Raw genomic sequence first — 22769 nt, 5'->3', positions numbered from 1 at the left:
AGCGGGCAACGAACTTTCATGCCCGGCGGGAGCCTCACAGCCTGAGTGTGCGGGCGGCTGTGACGATCAATGTGGGTCAGCTACGGCGGTCCGGTTTCCATGCGTAGACCATCGGCGAGGTCTCGATGACCTCGCTCGGCCATGTCTGCCGGAGCTGGGCGAGTCGACGGCGGTGTTCCTCGATCCAGTCCGATGCCGGGCGCATCCACAGCACCGTGGTCAGTCGATCAGGATCGTCTACGGTTACCGACACCGAGTGGTCCTCATGCAGGTGGAACCCCAGGCTCAAGCCGCGGTCCCCTCCAATCGAGGCGTCGCCACCGATGTCCAGCTGGTCGAGTTGGAGATCCCATGCTGCCAGGTCGTCCTGGAACAGGTAGAGCTCCAGCCGAGCATCGACGAAACTGGCGGAGGCCAGGACGTCCGCGCACAGGATGTCGTGGCCGGGGAGGATGCCCGGCTGGAAGCGGCGGGTCACACGAACGATGCAAGAATTGCCCTCTGCATCCGACAGGTCAATCAGGTCGACCGGCTCCGACACTACTGGCCTCCACGCCCCTCGAATGTTCAGCTCGCCTGAATCATGCCGTACGACTCATCGCAGGACACCGGGGACCTGGGGTCTTCCTTCTATCCAGCCATGCCGACGAAGCAGCCACCACCTACTCTCCACCGTGTACGAGACATGGAACAGGCGGCCGATCAGCGTCTTCCCGCTGGCCAGCGTCCACCGCTGGTCGGCCCACCCGTGGGCCAGCGATCCGCGCTCCAACTCCCGCTCCAGCGTGGCTATCTGCGTGTCCGACAGTCGCGGCCGGCCGGGCGATCCCTTCGATGCCAGCCCGGCCAGACCCTTCTCACGCCACTGGCGCCGCCAGCGTTCCACCGACCGCTCCGAGACCCGCAACGCAGCAGCAATCTCCCGATTCTTCTCGCCAGACTCGCAGCCAGTTAAGACCTGAAGCCGGGCCCGCTCCCGGACGGCCCTCTCAACGTCAGCCAAGCCACCACCCTGCGGATGCCTCACCCCACAAGGACTACCGAAGCCACCAGCGCACTGTCCGGCAAATAGCCCGACATCACCCGACCAAGTTCAGCAGCAGCGTTGTTCACAGTATTTCGCAAGTGCCTTCACGTTATTTGGGGTCATCCAGGCCCTGGTGTGTGACTGCCGTGCTCGGGCTGCTGGGTCCAGGTGATGACGGCCTGCAGGTCGACCGGGCAGGTCGTGTCGATGTGCAGGGTCGGGCCGATGCGGAGCGGGCGAGCGGTGCGGCGCCAGCGTTCCCACTCGTCGTCCGTCGGCAGGTCACCATGGATCGGATGACGTGGATGACGGGCTTCGCAGCGACGTTGGGCGGTCCCCCATGGGACATCGCACCAGATCTCCACGGCAGCAGGGTTATCGGCGCGCTGCAGGCCCTGCACCACGAGGTCGCGAACGTCGGTCGGCCAGTAGGACTCCAGGACGGCCCCGGCAGGTGCGGCTGCCAGCAGGGCCCACATCGTCTCGCTGGCCGCAGCGCCGAGTGCGGCATTCCAGCGCCGCTGCGGCCAGTTGGCATGCTCGGTGCCCAGCACATCGGCGTGAGCCTCCTTGATCACGTCCTTGCTGAACAGCGGCAGGCCCAGCTGGCGGGACAGGGTGCGTGCCAGGGTCGTCTTCCCCGCACCGGGCAGCCCGTTGACCAGGACAGCGAGAGGAGCGGTCACAGTGCCGCCAGCAGGGTGAAGTCGTGGCGGCCGTGGCGTACGCCGTTGATCTGGAGCTCGACTGCATGCGTTCCCGGGTAGTAGCGGCGGGTGGTGATCGGGCGGAACGAGTGCCGCCGGGAGAGTTCCAGTTTCTGTCCGGGGGCAAGGGTGGCCGTGGTGAGCTTGAAGGTCTTGGGGCTCTGCTTGCCGGTCGCCTTGACGTGGTGCACGACGTAGTCGATCGCCAGGGTGACCGGCTCGGTGCCGGTGTTGACGACGGTCGCGGTGAAGGCCAGTTCGCCGCCGAACGGGATCTCCGGGCCGGCCGGCACCGGGCCGGTGACCTCAACCGTGGCGGGCGCGAAGCCCATGAGGTCGAGCGCGGCGGGGTGGCCCTGTTTGACGAGCGTCCGGAGGGCCTGCCGGACCAGCCGCGGCGTGTTCTCGTCCGGGACGGCCAACCAGCCAGCTGCGGTCTCGACGACCAGGTCCGGCTGCTGCCGGCTCAGGTCGTTGAGGTGGTTGCCGACCGAGCGACGTACGTACTCGCTCTCGTCCCGGTACAGGGCGTTGATGACGGTCAGCGTCTCGCGCGGCCGGGCCAGGATGGCCGGTACCCGGACCGCCCACGGCAGGAACGGCCGGGTGCCCTCCGAGGCCAACCGGCGGACGTGCTCGTCGGGTGAGGCGGTCCAGGTCCGCACGACGGCCAGGGCGCGGTCCAGATCGTGGGCCAGCAAGCCCCGGATCGCGAATTCGGCGGTGAGCCCGGAGGTCAGCTCGGCCAGCAGCCCCAGCGCGTCGTCGAAGGCATCGGGGCTTCCGTCGGCGATCGCCTTGGCGGCGACGGCGCTGGTGACCGGCCAGATCAGCCAGCCGGTGAAGGGCGGCGCGCCCTGCTGGGCGGCGGCGCGGACTGTACTGGCCAGCGCCGCGTAGTCGCCCGGCAGGTCCGCGAGCAGGGCATCGCGCAGCAGGTCGCTGCGCTCACGCAGCGGCCTTCCCCCCAGATCTCCCGCGGCGGACCGCAGGGCCGGCAGCGAAGCGCCGGGCGCCGCCGCCTGGATCGCGTTGACCAGCAGTTTCGCGGTGTGGTCACCAATGAGGTCGTCGGCGAACGGCAAGATTCTCTCCTCAGCATCGGGCAGGACATAAGGTGGTCATCGTGACAAATCAAGCGACCGGCCCGCTCGGCGGCTTTCTCCGGGCCCAGCGTGCCAGGATCGAGCCCGCGGAGGCGGGTCTGTTCGGCGGGGGCAGCCGACGGGTCGCCGGGCTGCGCCGCGAGGAGGTCGCCGTGCTGGCCGGGGTCAGCGCCGACTACTACGCGCGGCTGGAGCAGGGCCGCGAGAGCAATCCCTCCGCGCAGGTGCTGAACGCGATCTCGGGTGCGCTCAAGCTCGACGCCGACGCCCGCGGCCACCTGTACCGCCTGGCCGGGCTCAACCCGAACCTGGCCCCGGCGCAGCAGCCGGGATCTGGTCCATCCCTCCCTGCTGCAGCTGCTCGACTCCTTCCCGGCCGCCGCCGCGTACGTACTCAGTCCGGTCTTCGACATTCTGGCCACCAATGAGCTCGCCGACGCCCTGCTGTCCCCGTTCGACGGCTCCCGCAACATCATCCGGGTGCTGTTCGGGCATCCCCGGGCGCGCGAGGTGTTCGTGGAATGGTCCACGGTCGCGGCGGCCAGCGTGCACGCGCTGCGGCTGAACGCCGGCTACTTCCCCGGCGATCCTGAGATGCGTGCACTGGTGGACGACATGCTGGGGGCCTCGCCGGAGTTCTGCGAGCTGTGGGAGGACCAGACCGTCGGCGGGCTGGCACGCGCGTACAAGGTGTTCGTGCACCCGGACGCCGGGCGGATCGAGCTCACCTATCAGACCTTCGACGTCCGCGACGCTCCCGGCCAGCAGCTGCTCGTCGGCACGGCGCAGCCGGGCACGCGCAGCGCGGAGGCGCTGGCGTACCTGGGCTCGCTGTACGCGTCGGCGTGAGGCGTTGGCCAGAGGCCGATAGCCACAAGCCGCGAGCCGGGCGTGGTCAGACTTCGTTGTTCCACATCCGGAAGCTGAGGGCCTGGCCGTCTCCGCCCAGGGTCACCACCCACAGGTTGTCGAACCTCCCCAGCTCGGTGTAGACCCCGGTGCCGCTGATCGCGAAGGTGTCGCCGTTGATGGCCAGCAGCGTCCAGTCGAACGCCCATCCGCCCTCCTGCCAGGCTGCCCGCTCCTGCCAGCCGGCGACGATCGCGTCCCGGCCCACCCACGCCGTCTGATAGGGCCATTCGTAGGACTCCGCGTCCTTGGCGAAGATCGCCTCGATGTCCGCCGGGTCGCCGCTGGTCCAGGCCGCCACATAGCCCTCGACCCACTGCTGTACCTGCTGCTCGCTGATGCGCTGTGTCATGGCTCCACAGTGCCCGGTTCGCCGTGGCCGCAGAAGGCTGTGCCTTCCTAGGTGTGGCACACCTAGGAAGGCACAGCCTTCTGCCCTGGTCAGGACGGCCGCAGGCTGAGCGGAAGCGCGCGGCGGGATCGCCGCACGTCCCAGCGGCTTCAGGAGCATCTGTGACCACGGCCATGACCAGCAAGATCATTCTCATCACCGGGGCCAGCAGCGGCATCGGCGAGGCCACCGCCCGCCGACTGGCCGCCGACGGCCACCATGTCGTCCTCGGCGCCCGGCGCACCGAGCGGCTCGCGGCCGTGGTCGACGAGCTACGGGCCGCCGGTGGCGCAGCCGATCACCACCAGCTGGACGTGACCAGCCTGGACAGCGTCCGCGCGTTCGTCGAGGCCGCCCACCGGCGCCACGGCCGCATCGACGTGCTGGTCAACAACGCGGGCGTGATGCCGCTGTCGACCCTGGACGCCCTGCGCGTCGAGGAGTGGAACCAGATGATCGACGTGAACCTGCGCGGCACGCTGCACGGCATCGCCGCCGTGCTTCCGATCATGCGCGCCCAGGGCGCCGGCCATGTCGTCAACGTCGCGTCCACCTCGGGCTACCGGGTCGACCCCACCGCGGCGGTGTACTGCGCCACCAAGTTCGCCGTCCGAGCGCTGTCGGAGGGGCTGCGCCAGGAGAACACCGAGGTGCGCGTCACGGTGGTCAGCCCTGGCTTCACCCGCTCGGAACTCCTGGACCAGGGCGGCGATCCGCAGACCCGCGCCGCGGTGCGGGCGGCGGCCGAGCAGCTCGCCATCCCCGCGTCCGCCGTCGCCGACGCGATCGGGTTCGCGATCGCCCAGCCCGACAACGTCGACGTGAACGAACTCGTCGTCCGGCCCACCGCACAGGGCTGACCGCACGTCAGCTCCAGGTCATGGTGATGGCCCGCTCGAAGTTGACGTATCCGGCGCGTTGGAACGCCTGCGCCATAGGAGTGTTGCCGAGGTCCGTGGCCGCCCGGATCCGTGGGACGTCGTGCGCCGCGAGGATCCTGGTGCCCTCGGCGAGCAGGTCGTCGATGTAGCCGTTCCCCCGTTGCCCGGGCAGGACGCCGACGTAGGCGATGATCGGGTTGTAGTTGTTGCGAGCGGGGATGACGAAGCCCACGGGTTCACCGCCGGGCAGCGTCGCGACCCGCCACCAGTCCTGCGGGCTGCGGTAGTTCATGAACTCGTCGTCGTACTGCTCGGCGGCCACCCGCGCGGGCGGGTTCCCGTCGAGATCTTGGCGACTGTGCGCGTCGAGGGTTCCCTCCAGCACGCGGGCCATCAAGCCGACGAGTTCCTCGCGGCCGCTGACCGCCCTGAACCGCAGGCGGGCCCTCGGCGCGGGGATCGGCGCTCCTGGCCGCCACTCCAGGCGCAGCCGTTCGACGAGAAGTCGGGCACCGGTGCGTTGCAGGGCCGCCATCCGGTCTTCGACCGCGCGTCTGGCCATCGCGTCGTCGCGCCACTGGGCGGGGACGAACCGGCTGTACTCGGGCGGGGGGCCGGCCGCCGGGAGGGTCTCGGCCATCGCGGTCCTGAGCAGCCGCTCGCCGATGTCCACGAGCCCCGGTTCCGGCGTGGCGTCGTCGAGATCGAAGACGTCGAGCAGAAGCGGGGCATCGTCCCCCTGCTGTCCCCACCAGGCGAGTCTGGCGACCAGGCGGTCGCCCCGCAGGGCCATCCACATCCACTCGGGCCGTCGGCGGCCGGAGTCGAGATCGTCCGCCAACTCCTCGTTGAGGACATAGGGCAACTGGCAGAAGAGTTCGAGTTCTTCGCGGCCGATCATCCGGCGCACGGTCAGATCGTGGTGTTCTGGCAGATCGTTGCGTTCTGGGGTCAAGGCACTTTCCTGGGGAAGATGTGCCCGTTCACTCCGGGGTCAGCTGTCGGCGGCACCCCGGGAAGGAACCGGCGCGATGGTCATGGAACGCATCGGCTTATCCCCCCTCTCGCTACGCTGGTCCTCGCCCGTGCCGGGCAGGGATCCGAAAGCAAGTTCTACCTGCTGGGCGGCTGTGCGCGCAAACCCTTTTCCGTCCCCACCGGACCGGAGGGAGAGGAGGAAAACCACTCTTCTCCACTTCTAATCTATAGCGCACCGGGGGGCTTGCGGCAAGGCCCTGGTCCTGCCGCAGAATTGTCGGCCGAGGCCAGAAATACCCCGGAATGGAGCCAGTCTTGGTCCCCACATCATCGTCATCGTCCGAACTCAATTCAGGGGGAAGCAACGGACCCGCCGACGGCTGGCGGGCCGGAGAACTGCGAGCGGAGAACGAGTACGTCGGTGCGCTGTACGAACGCCTCGATGCCCAGCGCGAACTCGCAGCGGCCCGGCTGCGCGAGATCCACCTCCGGGACAAGGGCGGCACGATCCAGTCCCGCATGGAGCGCGACACACTGGAGATCCACCACACCCGCCGGCTTTCGGACCTGCACGCCGCCGAGTACGGGCTCTGCTTCGGCCGGATCGAGAGCGCCGACGGCGAGCGCCAGTACATCGGCCGGATCGCCCTGGCCGACGAGGACCAGGAGCCGCTCCTCACCGACTGGCGGGCGTCCGCCGCCGAGCCGTTCTACCGGGCCACCCCGGCCGTGCCCGGCGGCGTGGCCGGGCGACGGCACCTGCGGAGCAAGGGCCGGACTGTGATCGACTTCGACGACGACGCCTTCGGCGTGAGCGCCCTGGAGGGCCGGGACAGCTCCGAGCTCAGCGGGGAGACCGCCCTGCTCGCCTCGCTCACCGCGCCCAGGACCGGGCGGATGGGCGACATCGTCTCCACCATCCAGGCCGAACAGGACCGGGTGATCCGCTCCGAACTCGGCGGCGTGCTGGTCGTGCAGGGCGGTCCCGGCACGGGCAAGACCGTGGTCGCCCTGCACCGTGCCGCGTACCTGCTCTACACCCACCGCGACCGGCTGGCCAAGAGCGGTGTGCTGGTCATCGGGCCGAACACGACGTTCCTGCGCTACATCGACCAGGTGCTGCCCGCCCTCGGCGAGAGCGAGGTCGTGCTGAGCAGCATCGGCGCGCTCTACCCCGGCGTGACCGGGTCGGACACCGAGAGCGCCGAGGCGGCCGCGGTCAAGGGCGACGCGCGGATGGCGCGGGTGCTCGCCGACGCGCTGGACGGGCTGCGCTGGCTGCCGGAGGAGTCACTGACCATCACGGTGGGCCGGAGGTCGGCCCACCAGGAGGTGCTGGAGATCGGTCGAGCCCTCTGCGAGCGGGCCCAGGCCGCTGCGCACAGGTCCGCCGAACCCCACAATGTGGCCCACTTCGACCTGGTCGAGCGGCTCTCCTCGGAGCTGGCCCTGCGGATCGCCAAGAACCGGGGCGCCAAGAACCCGGACGCGCGCATGGACCTGGACGCCGTGGCCGACCTCGCCGACTCGCTCGTCGACGAGCCAGAGTTCCGGGCCCTGGCCGAGAAGCTGTGGCCGCTACTGAGCCCGGAGCAGTTGCTCACCACCCTGTTCGGTTCCCCGGAACTGCTGGCCAGGTCCATGCCGGACTTCTCCGAGGCCGAACGCGCCGCCGTGCTGCGCGGCAACTCGGACCCGGACCAGCTGGCGGGCTCGGATCAGCAGGCCGACCGCTGGACCACCGCCGACGTCCCGCTGCTCGACGAGGCCGCCGAACTGCTCGGCCTGCTTCCCGGCAGCGCCACCTCCCACCGGGCCGAAGCTGCCGCCGAGGCCAAGGAACTGGAGTTCGCGAAGATCGTCCTCGACGACTTCGGGGTGGGGCTGGTCGAGATGGACGCGGAGATGCTGGCGCGCCAGTACCTCGGCGAGAAGGCGTACCGGCCGCTGGCCGAACGCGCGGTCGAAGACCGGACCTGGGGCTTCGGGCATGTGATCGTGGACGAGGCGCAGGAACTGTCCCCGATGGCCTGGCGGCTGCTGACCCGCCGCTGCCCCGGCCGTTCCATGACCATCGTGGGCGACCTGGCACAGACCGGCGCGCCGGCCGGGCTGAGCTCCTGGGGTGAGGCGCTCGACGAATACACGGCGGGACGCTGGCGCACGGTCGAGCTGACCATCAACTACCGGACCCCGGCCGAGATCATGCAGATCACCGAGGGCGTCCTACGGGCGGTCGACCCGGCGCTCACCGCCCCCAGTGCGGTACGCAGCGGCGGGGTCCGTCCGTGGAGCCTCCGGATCCCCGAGGACGACCGGGGGCCGGCGCTGCGCAGCACCGTCGAGGAGGAGATCGCGGCGCTGGACGGCGGCCGGATGGCCGTCATCCATGCCCCGGGCTGGCCGTCCGAACTGATCGACGGGCTCGTCGAGTTGGATGGTGTCACTCTTATTGACGATCCATCAGCACTGGAGTCGCCCGTGGTCCTGATGACGGCCGCCGAGGCCAAGGGGCTCGAGTTCGACGCGGTCCTGGTCGTGGAGCCCACGGAGATCCTCGCGGCGCACACACGTGGTGTGAACGACCTCTATGTCGCCCTCACCCGCGCGACGAAGAGCCTCGGGGTCATCCACAGCGGGGAACTGCCGCAGATGCTGGAGGGGCTGGACCCCCGCTGACCGAAACCGGGGCGGTCGGGGGCCAAGGGCCGCGGGTCGGCGGGGGTCAGCGGCCGAGGGTGGCCAGGTAGTCCAGAACCGCCCGGGTGCCGCCCGCCGGGGCGATCAGCGCCACGTAGTTGTCGGGGCGGACCAGCACCAGCGTGTCCTCGGCCGTCCCGTAGGCGGACCGGGCGTGCCCCTGGTCGTCGAGCAGTCCCTCCGGGCCGGCGTCCACCGGGTAGGCGCGGAGGAGGTCACCGTGTTGTGCGACGGCTTCCCGCAGGGCGTCGGCTGTGTCGGGGCCGAAGCCGAGGAGGGTGAAGTGCGGGCCGGCGAAGACCTCGAACAGGCGGGTCGGGGCGCCGGTCGCGGCGTCTCGGCAGGGGGCGTCCGGGGCACGGTCCCCGGCCCGCAGCCGACCCTCCCGACCTCCCTGCCCGCCGCGCCCGCCCCCCTCGCGGGAGAGCGAACTCCACCGGTAGCCGAGGCCCAGTGTGGTCGTCTCCGGTGTGGCCGCCGCGTCCAGGCCGCCGCCCGGCGCCTTGATGGCCTCCAGGACGGCGCGCAGGCGTTCGGAGGAGGTGTTCAGCGTCCAGGCGGCCACCGGCAGCCGCTCGTCCTCGTAGCTGTCCAGCAGCCCGCCCCCGGCCCGGCCGGTGAGGACCAGTGCGAGCTTCCAGCCCAGGTTGAAGGCGTCCTGGATGCCGGTGTTCATGCCCAGGCCGCCGGCGACGGAGTGGACATGCGCGGCGTCTCCGGCAAGGAAGGCCCGGCCCACCCGGTAGCGGTCGACCATGCGCACATTGACCCGGTAGGTCGACAGCAGGGCCGCCTCGTCGATCCGGACGCCGGGCATCCTGGCGTGCCGGTCGAAGAGCCGCTGGAAGCTCTCCCGCGAGGGCGCGACCAGGCCGCCCCGCTCGTCCCGTTCGGGGCCGGCCTGGAACCACCAGCCCGACCTGGTGCCGGGGATCGGGCAGAGCATCACCGCGCCGTCCTCGTCGAACCACTGGTGCCAGACGCCGCGGTCCGGCCCGTCCAACTCGACGTCCCCGCAGACCATCACCTGTTCCTCGGACGTCTCGCCGGCGAAGGGCACGCCCAGCAGCCTGCGGACCGCGCTGTGGCCGCCGTCGCAGCCCACCAGGTAGGACGTCTCCATCCGGCGGCCGTCGGCGATCGTGGCGACGACCCCGGCGTCGTCCTGGGTGAGTCCGGTCAGTTCGGTGCCGAGTTCGACGCTCACGCCGTACCCGGCGAGGCGGTCCCTCAGGATCTGTTCCAGCCGCCATTGGCCCAGCAGCGCACCCCGGTCGTAGGGCGCGTCGGGGGTCGGACTGGAGTCCGCGTACGGGTCCGTGTCGGCGATCGGCTGCCCACCCCGGTACTTGCGCATGATCAGCGGGCCGGCCATCCCGGCGGCCACCACCTGGTCGGCGACGCCCAGATCCGCCAGCACCTCAAGACTGCGCGGGTTGGGCCCCTTGGCCCGCGAGCTGCGGGGGAACTCCGGGGCCTGCTCGATGATCCGGACCGCGATTCCGCGCCGGGCGAGGTCGCAGGCCAGGGTCAACCCGGTCGGTCCGGCCCCCACGATCAGCACGCTGGTCATCTGTACTCCTCGTCCATGCCTGGTTCGACTCGTTCGACCTCCATGAAAAAGCAACCGGGTTAAAAAAGCAACTCAGTAACAATAAAGACCAGGTTGCGCTGCCTGCTACGGTGAGCGGCATGAGTGGCATGAACGAGCAGGGGGGCCTGCGGGCGCGCAAGAAGGAGCGGACGCACCAGGCCATCTCCGAGGCCGCGATCTCGCTGTTCCTGGACCTCGGGTACGACCGGGTCTCGGTGGCCGATGTCGCCGCCGCCGCCGAGGTTTCCAAGCCGACGCTGTTCCGGTACTTCCCCACCAAGGAGGACCTGGTGGTGCACAGGTTCGCCGACCACCAGGGCGAGGCGGCCCGGGTCGTGCGCGACCGCGCCGACGGCGAGTCGCCGCTGACCGCGCTGCGGCACCACTTCAGCGGTGGGCTGCGTGAGCGCAACCCGGTCACCGGGCTCAACGATCACCCGGCGGTGCTCGCCTTCCTCAACCTGGTGTACTCCCACCCGGCCCTGCTGGCGCGCATGGCCAGGTTCAGCACTCAGGACCAGGACGCCCTCACCGATGCCCTGCGCGAGGCAACCGCCGCGGAGCCGTACGACCTGGCGCCGCGCGTAGCCGCCACGCAGCTCGTCGCGGTGCACCAGGTCCTCGCCCATGAAAACTGGCGGAAGATCGCCACCGGGCGCACCGCCGACGAGGTCTACCCCGAGGCCGTCGAGGACGCCGACCGCGCCTTCCGCCTCCTCGGGAAGGGCCTGGCCGACCAGTACGGTGGATAAGCACCGGGCGCAGGCCCATGCCAGCCGAGAGCGGCAGTTGAGCGGCCGCCGCGCAGCCGGTCTCAGGCGTACTGGGTGAGCGACAGCAGATTGGCGTCCGGGTCCTTGAACCAGGCGATGCGGTGGCCGCCCGGAGCGGTCCAGGTTCCATCGGCGTCCTGGCCCATGCCCTCGAACACCACGAACTCGACGCCATGCTGCCGGAGTTGCGCCATCACTGGGGCGATGTTCGGGACCACCCAGCCCAGGGCGGTGAACGGCTGGGGCTCGAACGTCTCGACGTGGGTGACCCGGATCGTCGTGCCCCCGCCTTCCAGTACCAGCGCGAACGCGTCCGACGCGGAGACGGTCAGGCCGAGCACGCCCTCGTAGAAGGCCCGCGACCGGACCGGATCCGTGGACGGCAGGAAGGCCGTGACAGGGGCCGAACCAAGCATGTTCTTTCTCCCTCGTGACAGGAGGTGCCAGCTTGGCACACCCCTCGACCGGCCGCCGCGTGGCGCTCCGTGGCGACACGTGCCGGCCGCCGCGTGTTGCTGCGGGCCGGTCCCCAGCGGGCGCGGGCCCAACGAGGGGAACCCCGGGCCGCCGGAGAGGGCGGCCCGGGGTTCCCCGGGTTCCGGCGCGGTCAGCTGTGGCTGCCGCACCGGACGGATATCAACTTCGGGTGGACATCAACTGGCGAGGTTCCACTGCTGGTTGGCGCCGTCCGAGCAGGTCCAGATCTGCAGCCGGGTACCGTCCGCGGAGCTGGGGCCGGTGGCGTCGAGGCACTTGCCCGAGCCGGTGTTCACCAGTTCACCGTTGGACTGGTGGGTCCACTGCTGGGCAGCGGTCCCGTTGCAGTCGTAGAGCTCGACCTTGGTGCCGTTCGCCGTTCCGGCGGCCGTCACGTCCAGGCACTTGCCCAGGGCCTGCAGCGTCCCGTTGGAGGACGCCCAGCTCTGCGCGGTGGTGCCGTTGCAGGTGTAGAGCTGCACGGCGGTGCCGTTGGCGCTGCTCGCGGCCGCCACGTCGACGCACTTGCCGCCGTAGCCGGTGATCTGTCCGCCGCCGGTGGGCGGGGGCGGCGGCGGGGTGGTGGTTCCGCCGGTGATCTTGTTGAAGATCTTGGAGTAGGCGTAGCCGGCGCCCTTGTCGTAGCCGTCGACCTCCCAGAAGGACAGCTCCTGGACGCCGTTGGTGGCGGCGAAGCTCTCCAGCGAGGTGGCGTTGGCCTGGGTGAAGTTCTCGTTGTCGTCGTTCTGGCCGGCGATCGGGGTGAGCCCGATCTTGGCGTAGGCCGCCGAGGTCGAGATCCCGTACAGGCTGGCCAGCTGCGACGCCGTGGCCTTGGCGGCCGAGATGGCGTCGTTGTAGGCGTTCTGCCCGTCGCCGAAGTCCATGGTCATGATGTTGACCAGGTTGACGTTGACGCCCTTGCTCTTGGCGTCCTTCAGCAGGTTGAGCTGCTCCGACGGCAGGCCGCTCGGGTCCACCGCGAGGGTGTAGTCGATCTGCACCGAGGGGTTCTGCGCCTGGAGCGCGGCCAGGGCCTGGTTGCGCCGGGTGTTGGAGGCCGAGTCGTCGATCACGCTGCCTTCGATGTCGAAGTCCAGCCGGTTGACCCCGTAGGTGTTGACGATGTTGGCGTACGCGGCGGTCAACGAGGTGACCGAGGTGCAGGTCTGGGCTATCTCGTTGGGGTTGTTGCCGTCCGGCTCTCCACCGAACGAGGGGATCACGTTGCCGCCGGCCGACTTCAGCGTGTTGATCTGCGAGGTGAACGATCCGACCGAGCCGCCGGCGCCCCACTGCGGGGTACAGCCCGACTTGGGGACCAGGAAGGCCAGCGTGTAGTTCTTCAGCCCGGTGGCGGCCATGTCACTGGCCAGGTCACCGGCGTTGCCGCTGTTGATGTACAGATAAGGGGCGGCGTAGTGGGCCGGGAAGCTGGAGGCGGCCTGGGAGGACGCGGTGGTGGAGAAGCTCATCGCCACGGCTGCCACCGGCAGCGTGGAGGCGACGAGCATTCTCTTTCGACGTGACCAAGTCACGGGGATTCCTCCTGCGTGCAGTCGGAAGTGGGGGTGCTTCCGAAGAGGATCGGCGCTCCGCCCGCAGCGCGGACCCTGAAAGCATCAGGGCCCCGCTGCGTGTGGAACCAGAGTGGGGGGCGGTGCGCCGACGTGTGGGGGTAGGAGTCGGAGCTGGCGACCGTGGCGGGGAACCCCAGCCGTCCGGCAGCCCTGAAACCGCGCCGCGTCCGACGTTTCGTCAGCAGGCAGGCTGGATTCAGAAGTTGAACGGACGAGTAAGGCCTCATGCTTCAGATCGTGATTCAACTCGCAGACCGAACCCGGGTCAAGGTCTGTACCAATTCCCGGAACCGGCTCCTGCCAGGACACATGCTCATGCCTGTCGCGCCAGAGTTAACTATCGGCCATGACATCTCGTCAAGGGATACCGTAAGGAAAGTTTCCTAATAGCACCGGAAGCGGCTTCCCCCTCCGCACAGATCCGACACTACGGACAGCTGCGTTCACTAGGTGGAGAGAGCAGCCATCCCCCTACTGACCAGTACCGCAGCAGCCAGGGCGGCTGCTGCGGTACTGGTCAGTGTGATGCGGTTCAGCGCTTCGCGTACGCCGCCGCTGCGGACTCGGACTTGGCGACGGCCTCGCTCGGCGCCGTCGCGGCAGCCGTGCCGCCGGCCACCACCAGCGGCGGCCGGCTGCCGCGCCTCGGGACGGCCAGGCCCAGCAGGGCGAGGGCGGTCAGGACCATCACGGCCACGCCGTACTCGCGGGTGGTGGTGAGCAGTCCGCCGCCGTGGACGACCAGGAAGCCGCCGATCACCGCAGGCAGGCCCATCGCCAGGTAGGAGATCACATAGATGGTGGACAGCAGCCCGGACCGCTCGTGCGGGGCGGCCAGCGGGACGACGGTGCGGATCGCGCCCTGGAAGCCGCCGCCGAAGCCGGTTCCGGCCACGGCTGTACCGACGAAGAACCAGGCCGCCGAGCTGTGGTCGACGGCGAGCAGGGTGAGGCCGACGCCGACGATCAGGGCCACCGTGCCGAGCAGCATCACCCGTCCCGGCGCGACGTTGCGGAGCAGCAGCACGCTCAGCGCGCCGCTGCCGGCCAGCACGAACAGGGCCAGGCCGCCGAGCAGCAGCGAGTGCGAAGCGAGCACACTGCGCAGGACCGCCGGGATGACCGAGCCGTAGAGACCGGCCAGGGCCCAGACCGCGACCAGGACAGGGGCCGCCAGCAGCAGCGGCCCGCGGGCCGCCTTGGGGACGCCGAAGCGGGGCCGCAGCGAGGCGAGCGCGCCGGGCTTGGGCGTGGAGGTCTCCCGCATCAGGACGACGCCGACGCCCTGCAGCACCATCACCGCGAGGATCGCCAGGTAGACCAGGTGGGTCGGGGCCGGCAGGTACTGGACCAGCAGCCCGGAGGCGAGGGCGCCGGTGGCGGTGCCGGTCATCGGGGCGATCGCGTTGGCGATGGTGCCCTTGGCCTTGTCCAGGTCGAGCATCCCGGCGCCGACCGCGCCGGTCGAAAGACCCTGCACCACCCGGGCGATCATCAGCTCGCTGACACCGCCCGCGGTGGTGAGCACGATCATGGCAACGGCCTGCAGCCCGATCGCGGCGAGCAGCACCGGACGGCGTCCGATGTGGTCCGACAGCGACCCGACGGTGAGCAGCGCGGCCAGCACAGCCAGCGCGTAGACGCCGAAGACCATGGTGGTGGTGATCGGAGAGAAACCCCATTCGCCCTGGTAGACGGCGTAGAGCGGGGTCGGCGCGCTGGAGGCGGCGAGGAAGGCGACCACGATGGACGCCTGGAGGTAGAAGGCCACGCCGGAGGGGAGCCGCCAGGCTCGGCGGACGAAGGGGTCGGTCACGGGGAAGGTCGGCAGGGAGGACATCGAAGGACTTCTTTCGCCGAGCGGCTTCAGGATCGGAGTCGGTGTCTGACGGGAGCGGGCCTTTCAGCCAGACCGGTCTGTCTGGTGAACCTGACACTAGACAGATCTGTCTGGTACTGTCAAGTCATGGCTACCAGAGCAGCAGCACCAGCGGAAAGGCCCACCGCACGCGAGCGGCTGCTGGCCGCCGCCAATGAGCTCTTCTACGAGGAGGGCGTGCACACCGTCGGTATCGACAAGGTGATCGAGCGCGCCGGAGTCGCCAAAGCGACTCTCTACAGCGCCTACGGCAGCAAGGACGAGCTGATCCGCGCCTATCTGCGGGGCCGGCAGGCGGTCCGCCGGAGCCGGCTGACCGAGGCGGTCTCGCGCCATGACGTCCCGCGGGAGCAGCTGCTCAGCGTCTTCGACGCGCTCGGCGAGGTCTTCGCCGAACCCGACTACCGCGGCTGCGCCTTCGCCAACGCCAGCGCGGAGGCCCGTCGGGACAGCCCCATCAACGAGGTCACGGACGAGGTCCGGGCATGGATCCGGAAGCTGTTCACGGACCTGGCCACGGCCGCGGGCGCGGCCGAGCCCGCGCAGCTGGCCCAGCAGCTGGTCGTGCTCTACGACGGCGCGAGCCTCACCGCCCGGATGGACCGCAACCCCGCCGCCGCCGCCACGGCCCGCACCATCGCCGCCCTGCTGATCGACGCGGCGACGGGCTGAGGCTGCCGCAGGCTCAGACGCCGACCACGCCGTCGATCCCCTCGCGCAGGAAGTCGGCGTGGCCGTTGTGGCGGGCGTACTCGTGGATCATGTGCAGCAGCACCATCCGCAGCGAGACGTCCTCCTCCCACCTCGCGCTGTAGCCGGTCAGATCCAGTGACTCCGCCGCCCGTTCGATCTCCCGCGAGCGGGCGACCTCCGCCTCCCAGGCCTCGAAGGCCTGCACGCGGTCAGCGTCCCGGGCGTCGTAGGCCACCTGGAAGTCCCCCGCGTCCGACCACACCAGCGGGACGTCCTCACCGTCGAACACCCGGCGGAACCAGGCCCGTTCGACCTCGGCCATGTGCCGCACCAGGCCCAGCAGCGACAGCGTGGACGGCGGCATCGACGCCCGTCGCAGGTCCTCGTCGGACAGCCCCTCGCACTTCATGGCGAGCGTGGCGCGGTGGAAGTCGAGGAAGTCGCGCAGCATCTCGCGCTCGCCGGCGGTCGAGGACGGACCGATCCGTTCGATGGTCATACTGGCCGGGCCTTTCATGGGAGGGACGGGCGCGCGTGGCGGCGCCGGGGTGCCGGCGGCACCAAGATCGCCACCCTAACGGGCCGCCGTCCGCACCCTACGGCGGGCCGCCGTCCGCATCCACCGCATGCGGTTCCACCCGCACCGCCAGCAGCGCCATGTCGTCCTGCGGCGCACCGCCCGCGAAACCCCGCACCCGCTGCTCGATCGCCCACACCATGGCCTCCGCCGACATCCCCTCGGTCTCGGCCAGGACCGCCGCGAGCCCGCGCTCGTCGAAGAACTCCCCGTTGGCGTCGCGTGCCTCGGTGGCCCCGTCGGAGTAGAGCAGCAGGGCGTCGCCCGCCTGCAGCACGACCTCCTCCACCGAGACCTCGGACAGCCCGGTGATGCCGAGCGGGCAGCCGCCGCCCTTGAGGAAGGACACCTCGCCCCTGGCCCGGACCACCGCGGCCGGCAGGTGTCCGGCGCTGGCCACGCTCAGCCGGACCGCCCCGGGGCCGCAGGTCGGCTCGGGACGCAGGCAGGCGAAGACGGCGGTGGCGAAACGGTCACTGGTGTTCTGCAGGGCCATCACCTGGCCGACCTTCTCCAGCACCTCCTCCGGGCACGGGTCCCAGACGCTGAGCGCGCGGGTGCCGTGGCGGACGACGGCGGTCACCGCGGCGGCCTCCTCGCCCTTGCCGCAGACGTCGCCGAGCAGCAGGCCCCAGCCGTCCCGGACCGGGAAGACGTCGTAGAAGTCCCCGCCCACGGCGCCGCCGCCGCGCGGCGCGGTGTAGCTGCCGGCCACCTGCACGCCGGGGACCGGCGGCAGCGCGCTGGGCAGCAGGCTCGACTGCAGCACCTGGGCCGCGCCGGCCTCCCGGAGGCGTCCCCGCTCGGACCCCAGCGCGAGCGCCAACTGCCGGCTCAACTCCTCCACCAGGCCCAGCTCCTGGATGGCGAAGTCCTCCGCCCTGAGCATCACCAGCGAGCCCAGCATCCGACCCCCCGCCTGCAGCGGCACCCCCAGCAGCGCCCCGTGCGCCGGCGGCGCACCGGATGTGACGGGCCCGGCGGACGGGCCGGACGGACCGGACGGGCCCGGGTCGTGGCGCTGGAGCAGCGGTCGGCCGATCCGGTGGATCCTCAGCGCCGCGTCCATGGCCGCCGCGGCCGGTGCCCGCCCCAGTCCAGCACCCTCGTCCGCGCCTGAGCCACCGTCATCGGTTCCGCTCTCGCGCCGTCCCGGCGCGGTGGCGGCCTCGTGCAGCGTCCCGTCGGCCGTCGCCGGGTCGGCCTCCAGGAAGACCGAGACCTGGGCGGCGAACTCCTCGGCCAGCAGCCGGGTCGCCCGTTCCAGCAGGACCGTTTCGCCCCCGGCCAGTTCGCCCACCAGCAGCCCGCTGAGCCGGCAGACCGCGTCGAGCCGCCGCAGCGCTGCCGCGTGGGCGTCCGCGCTGCGGTCGTTGTGGGCGCCGAGCTCCAGGAGGCACTCCCGCAGCCGCCCCTCGGTCTGCTCCAGCTCGAACAAGGTGCTGTTCAGCTCGGTCTGCAGCCGAAGGGTGTCGACGCGGCGGCCGCCCCGGTAGCGGGAGATCCGCGCGTTGAGCGCGCGCAGCTCGGCATCGAGGCCGGAGGCGCGCCAGTACTCGCGCCCCGCCGCCACAGTGCGGGGATATCCCCGGGCCTTCTCGCCCGCGGCGCCGGTGCGCTCTGGGGTGGAGGTCACCTGTAGCACGCTAGCCCCGCCCTCCCCATGATCGCCTTCCCCGCTCGCAGATAGCGCTCAATGGAAGGTATTTTCGGCGCACCCGCTCTCAGCGGCTTCCGAGCGGACTACGGTGGTCAGTCCGACCCTGCTCCGGCGGCGTCAAAAGCCGCGTCCGGCTCCCTGCTCCGGAGTATTGCGACCGGGTCGGCGCACGCCCCGCTGGCGCGCTGTGCGCTCCCCCGGATGGCGGCAGCACGGCCCGGGATCCGGCCCGGCGGCAAGCGCGGCCCCGGCACCCCTGACCGACCCTCAGGCGATCCGGTCCAGCGTCCGGTCGATCGCCGTGTGGACCGCCCCCAGCAGCGTCGCGTGGTCGCCGAGCGCCCCGACGGTGACCTCGGTGTCCCAGGCCAGGGCCTGGACGGTGCGGCGGACCTCGGGGACGACCAGCTGGTTCTGGCCGACCCCGCCGCCGAGCACGATCAGCCCGGGGTCGATCACCGAGAGCACCGCGACCGCCAGCCGGCCGATGTCGCGGGAGTGCGCGTCGACCATCCGCCGGGCGTCGGTGTCGCCCCGGGCCGCGGCCTCGAACAGCGCCTCGGCGTCCTTGGGCGCGGCGCCCGCGTGGGCGGGCCAGTGCGCGGCGCAGCGCTCCATCAGCGCGTCCGAGCCCAGGTACTCCTCAAGACCGGCGCGCTGCGGCGGGGCGGCCGGGGTCCACGGGAACGGCATCATCGCGACCTCGCCGGCCGCCCGGTGCGCGCCGCGCAGCAGCTTGCCGCCGACCACGATGCCGACGCCGATCTTCACCCCGACCTGGAGGTAGACGAACATGTCCTGGTCCCGGGCCACCCCGATCCGGTGTTCGGCGACGGTGGCGCAGTTGACGTTGTTTCTCGACCGAGACCCGGACCCCGGCCGGGACCGGCAGCATCGCCGCCAGCTTCTCGAAGCCGTCCGGGAGCTGGCTGTCCCCGCCGTGCTGCAGCGGCAGGGTGGGGGCGGCGATCACCACGTCCCGCAGCGCGCCGCTGGTGTCGCCGACCTCGTCCAGGACCTGCTCGGTGAGCCGGCTCGCGGCAGCGGCGGCCGCCTCGGTGACATTGAGGCTGTGGCTGGGCAGCGGCTCGGTGCGGGCGGCGATCTGACGGCCGTCCAGGGTGTGCGCGGCGACCCGGAGCCGGGTCGCGCCGACCTCGACGCCGAGGACGTGCCCGGCGGCGGGCGACAGCGAGTAGAGCACGGCGCTGCGTCCGGTCGGTCCGCGCGAGGAGCCCTGACTCTCCACCAGGTCCAGTTTCAGCAGTTCGGACATCGCCGCCGACATGGTGACCTTGGACAGCCCCAGCGCCTCACCGAGCGCGGGTCTGGTCGCCGCCCCGCCGACGGCGAGGGTGCGCAGCACGCCGCGGGCGCTGTCCGGCAGTTCATAGCCGCTCATCGGGCTGTCTCCATTCCTGTCCTGCATCCCTGTCCCGCACCGCTGTCCGAACGCAGGACCGCAGTGACCGCAGTAACCGCAAAGTTACGTTGCCGACCTTGTGACGACCCCATGGGTTCGTTAACCTAACGAACGCCCAGGCTTCCTCAGCTGGCTCGCTTCGCCAAGGATAGCCCGTCAGCGCCGACATCTGTCGGCGGAGAGTTCGGTGACAGATCCTATGAGTCAAGCTTTCTCTGTCCTCGGTATCGATGTCGGAGCCACTAAGACCCATCTCGCCACCGCGCGGGACGGCGTCGTCGTCAGCGAGCAGATCATCCGCACCACCGGCTGGCGCACCCGCTCCCCGGAGACGGACGCCGCCGCGCTGGCCGCGCTGCTCCGTGACGCCTTCGGCGAGGACGCCCTGCGGCGGCCGCTGGCCGTCGGCGCGCACGGCTGCGACAGCACCGAGCAGTGCCTGGTCCTGGAACGGGCACTGGCGCGGCACACCGCGGGACCGGTCCGGGTGGTCAACGACGCGGAGCTGATGCCCTGGTCGATGGGGGTGGCCGGGGGGATCGGGGTGGTCTCCGGGACCGGCGCGATCGCCGTGGCCAGGGACGCCCGGCAGCGGCTGCTGACCGCGGGCGGCTGGGGCTGGATCCTCGGCGACGAGGGCGGGGCCTCCGGCATCGTCCGCGAGGCGGTCCGCGCGGTGCTGGCCGAGCTGGACGCGGACCGCACCGGGGACCGGCTCACCGTCCGCCTCCTCGGCAGCCTCGGCGCCGGCGACGGCCCCGAACTGGCGATGGCGCTCAGCCTGGACAGCTCCGCCGACATCTGGGGCAGCCACGCCGGGGAGGTCTTCGCCGCCGCCGACGAGGGCTCACCGGTCGCGCTACGGGTGATCGACCGGGCCGGGGCCCATCTGGCCCAGCTGGTCCAGCAGTTGCTCGCCCGCGGGGTCAGCGCCGACCGGGTGGTGGCCGGCGGCGCCGTCATCGCCGCACAACCACGACTGCACCGACGTTTTCTGACGGTTCTTCACCGAACCTCCCCCGAGCTGTCGGTGGACGTCGTCGACCGCCCGCCGGTGCTGGGCGCCCTCGCCCTCGCCGCAGCCCTGCCCGCCGAACCCCTCACTCCGGAGGCAGCACCATGAGCACCGCACCCAGACCCTTCCAGACCGCCCTCACCAGTCGCCGCCAGGTCCTGCTCGGCGGCCTCGCCGTCGGCGCCACGGCCGCTCTCTCCGCCTGCAGCGTCACCGGCGCCACCGCGAAGAAGGGCAGCACCGGCAGCGGGGCCGGCACCCTCAATGTGCTGTTCATGCAGCAGGCCGGCTACAGCACCACCGATGTCACCGCGATGACGGCCGGGTTCCTGAAGAAGAACCCCGACATCAAGATCGCCCCGGTCTTCGTGGCCTACGAGGCGCTGCACGACAAGATCGTCACCGCCGCCGCCGCGGGCACCTACGACGTGGTGCTGATCGACGTGATCTGGCCGGCCGAGTTCGGGGCCAAGGGCATCGTCGCCGACCTCACCGCCCGCTACCCCGCCGACTGGCAGACCACCATGCTCGGCGGCGCGCTCGCCACCGCCGAGTACGACAAGAAGCAGTACGGCGTCCCCTGGGGCCTGGACACCAAGTTCTTCTACTACAACAAGGCGATGCTCACCAAGGCCGGGGTGGACCCGGCCACCCTGGACACCTGGGCCGGGGTGCTGGCCGCCGCCCGCACCCTGAAGAAGTCCGGGGCGGTGAAGTACCCGCTGGCCTGGAGCTGGTCCCAGGCCGAGGCGATCATGTGCGACTACACCCAGCTGGTCGGCGCCTTCGGCGGCAGCTTCCTGGACGGCTCCGGCAAGCTGGCGCTGAACCAGGGCGGCGCGGTGGAGGCCCTGGCCTGGATGCGGCAGACCATCGTGGACGGCCTCACCAACCCCGCCTCCACCACCTTCCTGGAGCAGGACGTCGAGAAGACGCTCAACAACGGCCAGGCCGCGATGGGCATCAACTGGACCTACTACCTGGGCTCCTCCAACACCCCGGCCAACTCCAAGGTGGTCGGCCAGATCGAGGTGCTGCAGACCCCGGCCGGACCCGGCGGCAAGCGCCCCGGCGTCAACGGCGCGATGGCGCTGTCGGTCTCGGCCGGCAGCAAGAACCAGGACGCCGCCTGGAAGTACATCGAGTGGCTCACCAGCGAGCCGGTGCTCGACCCCTACGCCAAGGACGCGCTGCCGATCTGGAAGGCCTCCTACACCTCCCCCGCGGTGGTGCAGGGCTCGCCGGAGATCTTCGCCGCGGCCGCCAAGCAGCTGGACGACCTGATCGTCCGGCCGCAGGTGGTGAACTACAACGGGATATCGAAGATCATCCAGGTGGAGCTGCAGAACGCGCTGCTGGGCAAGAAGACCGCCCAGGCCGCCCTGGACGACGCGGTGAAGAACGCGACCCCGCTGATGGCGGGCTGAACCTTGGCGGAGACCCGACTGCGAGCCGCCGACCACCCGGGACCGGAGCCGCACTCCACGCAGCGAAGGAAACAGAAGCAGCGGCGGAAGCCCAGCTCGCAGGGCCGGCTGGCGCTGCTGCTCCTGCTCCCCGCCACGGTCGTCGTCTTCGGCATCATCGTCTACCCGGTCCTGCGCACCGTGCTGATCTCGTTCTTCGACGTCAACAGCGCGGTCGCCACCAGCACCCCCTTCGTCGGCCTCCACAACTACACCGAGATCTTCAGCAGCGCCGACTTCTGGTCCACCATCGGCCGCACCCTCTACTTCACCCTCGCCTCCACCGCCCTGGAACTCGCCCTGGGCATGGGCCTGGCCCTGCTGATGAACGCCCCGCTGCGCGGCCGCTGGCTCTTCCGCGCCATCGTGGTGCTGCCCTGGGCGCTGCCCACGGTGGTCAACGGAGCCATGTGGCGCGGCGTGCTGAACGCCCAGTACGGCTTCCTGAACGCACTTCTGACGCAGCTTCACCTCATCCCCGACTACCACTCCTGGCTCGGCACCCCGACCAGCGCGCTCAATATGCTGGTCCTGGCCGACGTCTGGAAGACCACACCGCTGGTTGCCTTCTTCCTGCTCACCGGGCTGCAGTCGGTCCCGGAAGAGGTGCACGAGAGCGCCCGGGTGGACGGGGCCGGGCCGATCCGCACCTTCTGGTCGATCACCGCGCCGCTGCTGCTGCCCAGCGTGTCGGTGGTGATCGTGCTGCGCACCATCGACGCCTTCAAGGTCTTCGACCTGGTCTACATCCTGACCGGCGGAGGCCCCGCCAACGGCACCCAGACGATCGCCTACTTCACCTACGTCCAGGCCTTCTCGGACCAGCGCTTCGGCTACGGCTCGGCGCTGGCGGACGTGATCGTCGTCTGCATCCTGCTGCTCTCCGCGGTCTACCTGCGGACGCTCCGCCGCAATGAGATGAGTTTGATGTGA

At 70.7% G+C, this 22769-nt stretch carries 21 protein-coding genes and 1 pseudogene; 9 read left to right on the top strand and 13 right to left on the bottom strand.

Annotation, left to right across the window (positions count from 1 at the left end; genetic code table 11):
* Positions 1-76: 76 nt before the first annotated feature.
* The 4 genes and pseudogenes from ACXKR8_RS39630 to ACXKR8_RS39615 all read right to left on the bottom strand — a co-directional run bounded on the left by ACXKR8_RS39630 (position 77) and on the right by ACXKR8_RS39615 (position 2819).
* A complete protein-coding gene (locus tag ACXKR8_RS39630; protein ID WP_458269348.1) occupies positions 77-541 on the bottom strand; it encodes a DUF5959 family protein in 465 nt (154 codons plus the stop codon).
* 78 nt (positions 542-619) lie between these two features.
* Positions 620-1027 (bottom strand): annotated as a pseudogene (locus tag ACXKR8_RS39625) (helix-turn-helix domain-containing protein); the annotation flags it as partial.
* A 119-nt stretch (positions 1028-1146) separates the two neighbouring features.
* The gene (locus ACXKR8_RS39620; protein ID WP_458269347.1) at positions 1147-1713 is read right to left on the bottom strand and encodes a P-loop nucleotide/nucleoside kinase family protein; all 567 of its coding nucleotides are present in this window, start codon (positions 1711-1713) and stop codon (positions 1147-1149) included.
* Entirely contained in the window at positions 1710-2819 is a 1110-nt protein-coding gene (locus ACXKR8_RS39615; protein WP_458269346.1) for a DNA alkylation repair protein, read from the bottom strand. The genes ACXKR8_RS39620 and ACXKR8_RS39615 overlap by 4 nt, the downstream gene beginning before the upstream one ends.
* A 41-nt stretch (positions 2820-2860) precedes the next feature.
* On the opposite strand from ACXKR8_RS39615, the gene ACXKR8_RS39610 reads away from it, so the two are divergent.
* Entirely contained in the window at positions 2861-3268 is a 408-nt protein-coding gene (locus ACXKR8_RS39610) for a helix-turn-helix domain-containing protein (protein ID WP_462100029.1), read from the top strand.
* Entirely contained in the window at positions 3174-3689 is a 516-nt protein-coding gene (locus tag ACXKR8_RS39605; RefSeq protein ID WP_462100718.1) for an MmyB family transcriptional regulator, read from the top strand. The genes ACXKR8_RS39610 and ACXKR8_RS39605 overlap by 95 nt, the downstream gene beginning before the upstream one ends.
* Positions 3690-3735: 46 nt before the next feature.
* On the opposite strand, the gene ACXKR8_RS39600 is transcribed toward ACXKR8_RS39605, so the two are convergent.
* Positions 3736-4101, bottom strand: coding sequence for a nuclear transport factor 2 family protein (locus ACXKR8_RS39600; RefSeq protein ID WP_458269344.1), 366 nt, complete (start codon positions 4099-4101; stop codon positions 3736-3738).
* A gap of 173 nt (positions 4102-4274) precedes the next feature.
* Here ACXKR8_RS39600 and ACXKR8_RS39595 point away from each other — a divergent pair, with 173 nt between their 5' ends.
* Positions 4275-5000, top strand: a complete 726-nt coding sequence (locus ACXKR8_RS39595) for an SDR family oxidoreductase (protein ID WP_458275208.1) — start codon at positions 4275-4277, stop codon at positions 4998-5000.
* Between the two features lie 7 nt (positions 5001-5007).
* Here the strand turns inward: ACXKR8_RS39595 and ACXKR8_RS39590 are convergent, their stop codons facing one another.
* The gene (locus ACXKR8_RS39590) at positions 5008-5922 is read right to left on the bottom strand and encodes a GNAT family N-acetyltransferase (RefSeq protein WP_458275207.1); all 915 of its coding nucleotides are present in this window, start codon (positions 5920-5922) and stop codon (positions 5008-5010) included.
* 392 nt (positions 5923-6314) lie between these two features.
* Between ACXKR8_RS39590 and ACXKR8_RS39585 the strand changes: the two genes are divergently transcribed.
* Positions 6315-8678, top strand: a complete 2364-nt coding sequence (locus ACXKR8_RS39585) for a HelD family protein (RefSeq protein WP_458269343.1) — start codon at positions 6315-6317, stop codon at positions 8676-8678.
* A 46-nt stretch (positions 8679-8724) separates the two neighbouring features.
* On the opposite strand, the gene ACXKR8_RS39580 is transcribed toward ACXKR8_RS39585, so the two are convergent.
* A complete protein-coding gene (locus ACXKR8_RS39580; RefSeq protein ID WP_458269342.1) occupies positions 8725-10272 on the bottom strand; it encodes an FAD-dependent monooxygenase in 1548 nt (515 codons plus the stop codon).
* A gap of 128 nt (positions 10273-10400) precedes the next feature.
* Between ACXKR8_RS39580 and ACXKR8_RS39575 the strand changes: the two genes are divergently transcribed.
* Entirely contained in the window at positions 10401-11045 is a 645-nt protein-coding gene (locus ACXKR8_RS39575) for a TetR/AcrR family transcriptional regulator (protein ID WP_458275206.1), read from the top strand.
* Between the two features lie 62 nt (positions 11046-11107).
* Here the strand turns inward: ACXKR8_RS39575 and ACXKR8_RS39570 are convergent, their stop codons facing one another.
* The 3 genes from ACXKR8_RS39570 to ACXKR8_RS39560 all read right to left on the bottom strand — a co-directional run bounded on the left by ACXKR8_RS39570 (position 11108) and on the right by ACXKR8_RS39560 (position 14963).
* Complete coding sequence (locus tag ACXKR8_RS39570) at positions 11108-11482, bottom strand: VOC family protein (RefSeq protein WP_458269341.1); 375 nt, start codon at positions 11480-11482, stop codon at positions 11108-11110.
* A gap of 237 nt (positions 11483-11719) precedes the next feature.
* Positions 11720-13081: a ricin-type beta-trefoil lectin domain protein gene (locus ACXKR8_RS39565; RefSeq protein WP_458269340.1), complete on the bottom strand. Its 1362-nt coding sequence runs from the start codon at positions 13079-13081 to the stop codon at positions 11720-11722.
* A 574-nt stretch (positions 13082-13655) separates the two neighbouring features.
* Positions 13656-14963, bottom strand: a complete 1308-nt coding sequence (locus ACXKR8_RS39560; protein ID WP_458269339.1) for an MFS transporter — start codon at positions 14961-14963, stop codon at positions 13656-13658.
* 126 nt (positions 14964-15089) lie between these two features.
* Between ACXKR8_RS39560 and ACXKR8_RS39555 the strand changes: the two genes are divergently transcribed.
* Positions 15090-15674: a TetR/AcrR family transcriptional regulator gene (locus ACXKR8_RS39555; protein ID WP_458269338.1), complete on the top strand. Its 585-nt coding sequence runs from the start codon at positions 15090-15092 to the stop codon at positions 15672-15674.
* Positions 15675-15687: 13 nt separating this feature from the next.
* On the opposite strand, the gene ACXKR8_RS39550 is transcribed toward ACXKR8_RS39555, so the two are convergent.
* The 3 genes from ACXKR8_RS39550 to ACXKR8_RS39540 all read right to left on the bottom strand — a co-directional run bounded on the left by ACXKR8_RS39550 (position 15688) and on the right by ACXKR8_RS39540 (position 18745).
* Positions 15688-16194 (bottom strand): DinB family protein, encoded by a 507-nt coding sequence (locus tag ACXKR8_RS39550; RefSeq protein ID WP_458269337.1) that lies wholly within the window; start codon positions 16192-16194, stop codon positions 15688-15690.
* Between the two features lie 97 nt (positions 16195-16291).
* A complete protein-coding gene (locus ACXKR8_RS39545) occupies positions 16292-17908 on the bottom strand; it encodes a PP2C family protein-serine/threonine phosphatase (protein WP_458269336.1) in 1617 nt (538 codons plus the stop codon).
* A 291-nt stretch (positions 17909-18199) separates the two neighbouring features.
* Entirely contained in the window at positions 18200-18745 is a 546-nt protein-coding gene (locus ACXKR8_RS39540; RefSeq protein WP_462100028.1) for an ROK family protein, read from the bottom strand.
* A gap of 809 nt (positions 18746-19554) precedes the next feature.
* Here ACXKR8_RS39540 and ACXKR8_RS39535 point away from each other — a divergent pair.
* The 3 genes from ACXKR8_RS39535 to ACXKR8_RS39525 are packed head-to-tail and all read left to right on the top strand — an operon-like array spanning position 19555 to position 22769.
* Positions 19555-20478: an N-acetylglucosamine kinase gene (locus ACXKR8_RS39535; RefSeq protein WP_458269334.1), complete on the top strand. Its 924-nt coding sequence runs from the start codon at positions 19555-19557 to the stop codon at positions 20476-20478.
* Complete coding sequence (locus ACXKR8_RS39530) at positions 20475-21797, top strand: extracellular solute-binding protein (protein WP_458269333.1); 1323 nt, start codon at positions 20475-20477, stop codon at positions 21795-21797. The genes ACXKR8_RS39535 and ACXKR8_RS39530 overlap by 4 nt, the downstream gene beginning before the upstream one ends.
* 3 nt (positions 21798-21800) lie before the next feature.
* Positions 21801-22769 (top strand): carbohydrate ABC transporter permease, encoded by a 969-nt coding sequence (locus ACXKR8_RS39525; RefSeq protein ID WP_458269332.1) that lies wholly within the window; start codon positions 21801-21803, stop codon positions 22767-22769.

The organism is Streptacidiphilus sp. PAMC 29251, from assembly GCF_054208735.2.
The sequence above is the reverse complement of the archived record's forward strand: the minus strand, read 5'-3'. Positions and strand labels throughout refer to the sequence as shown.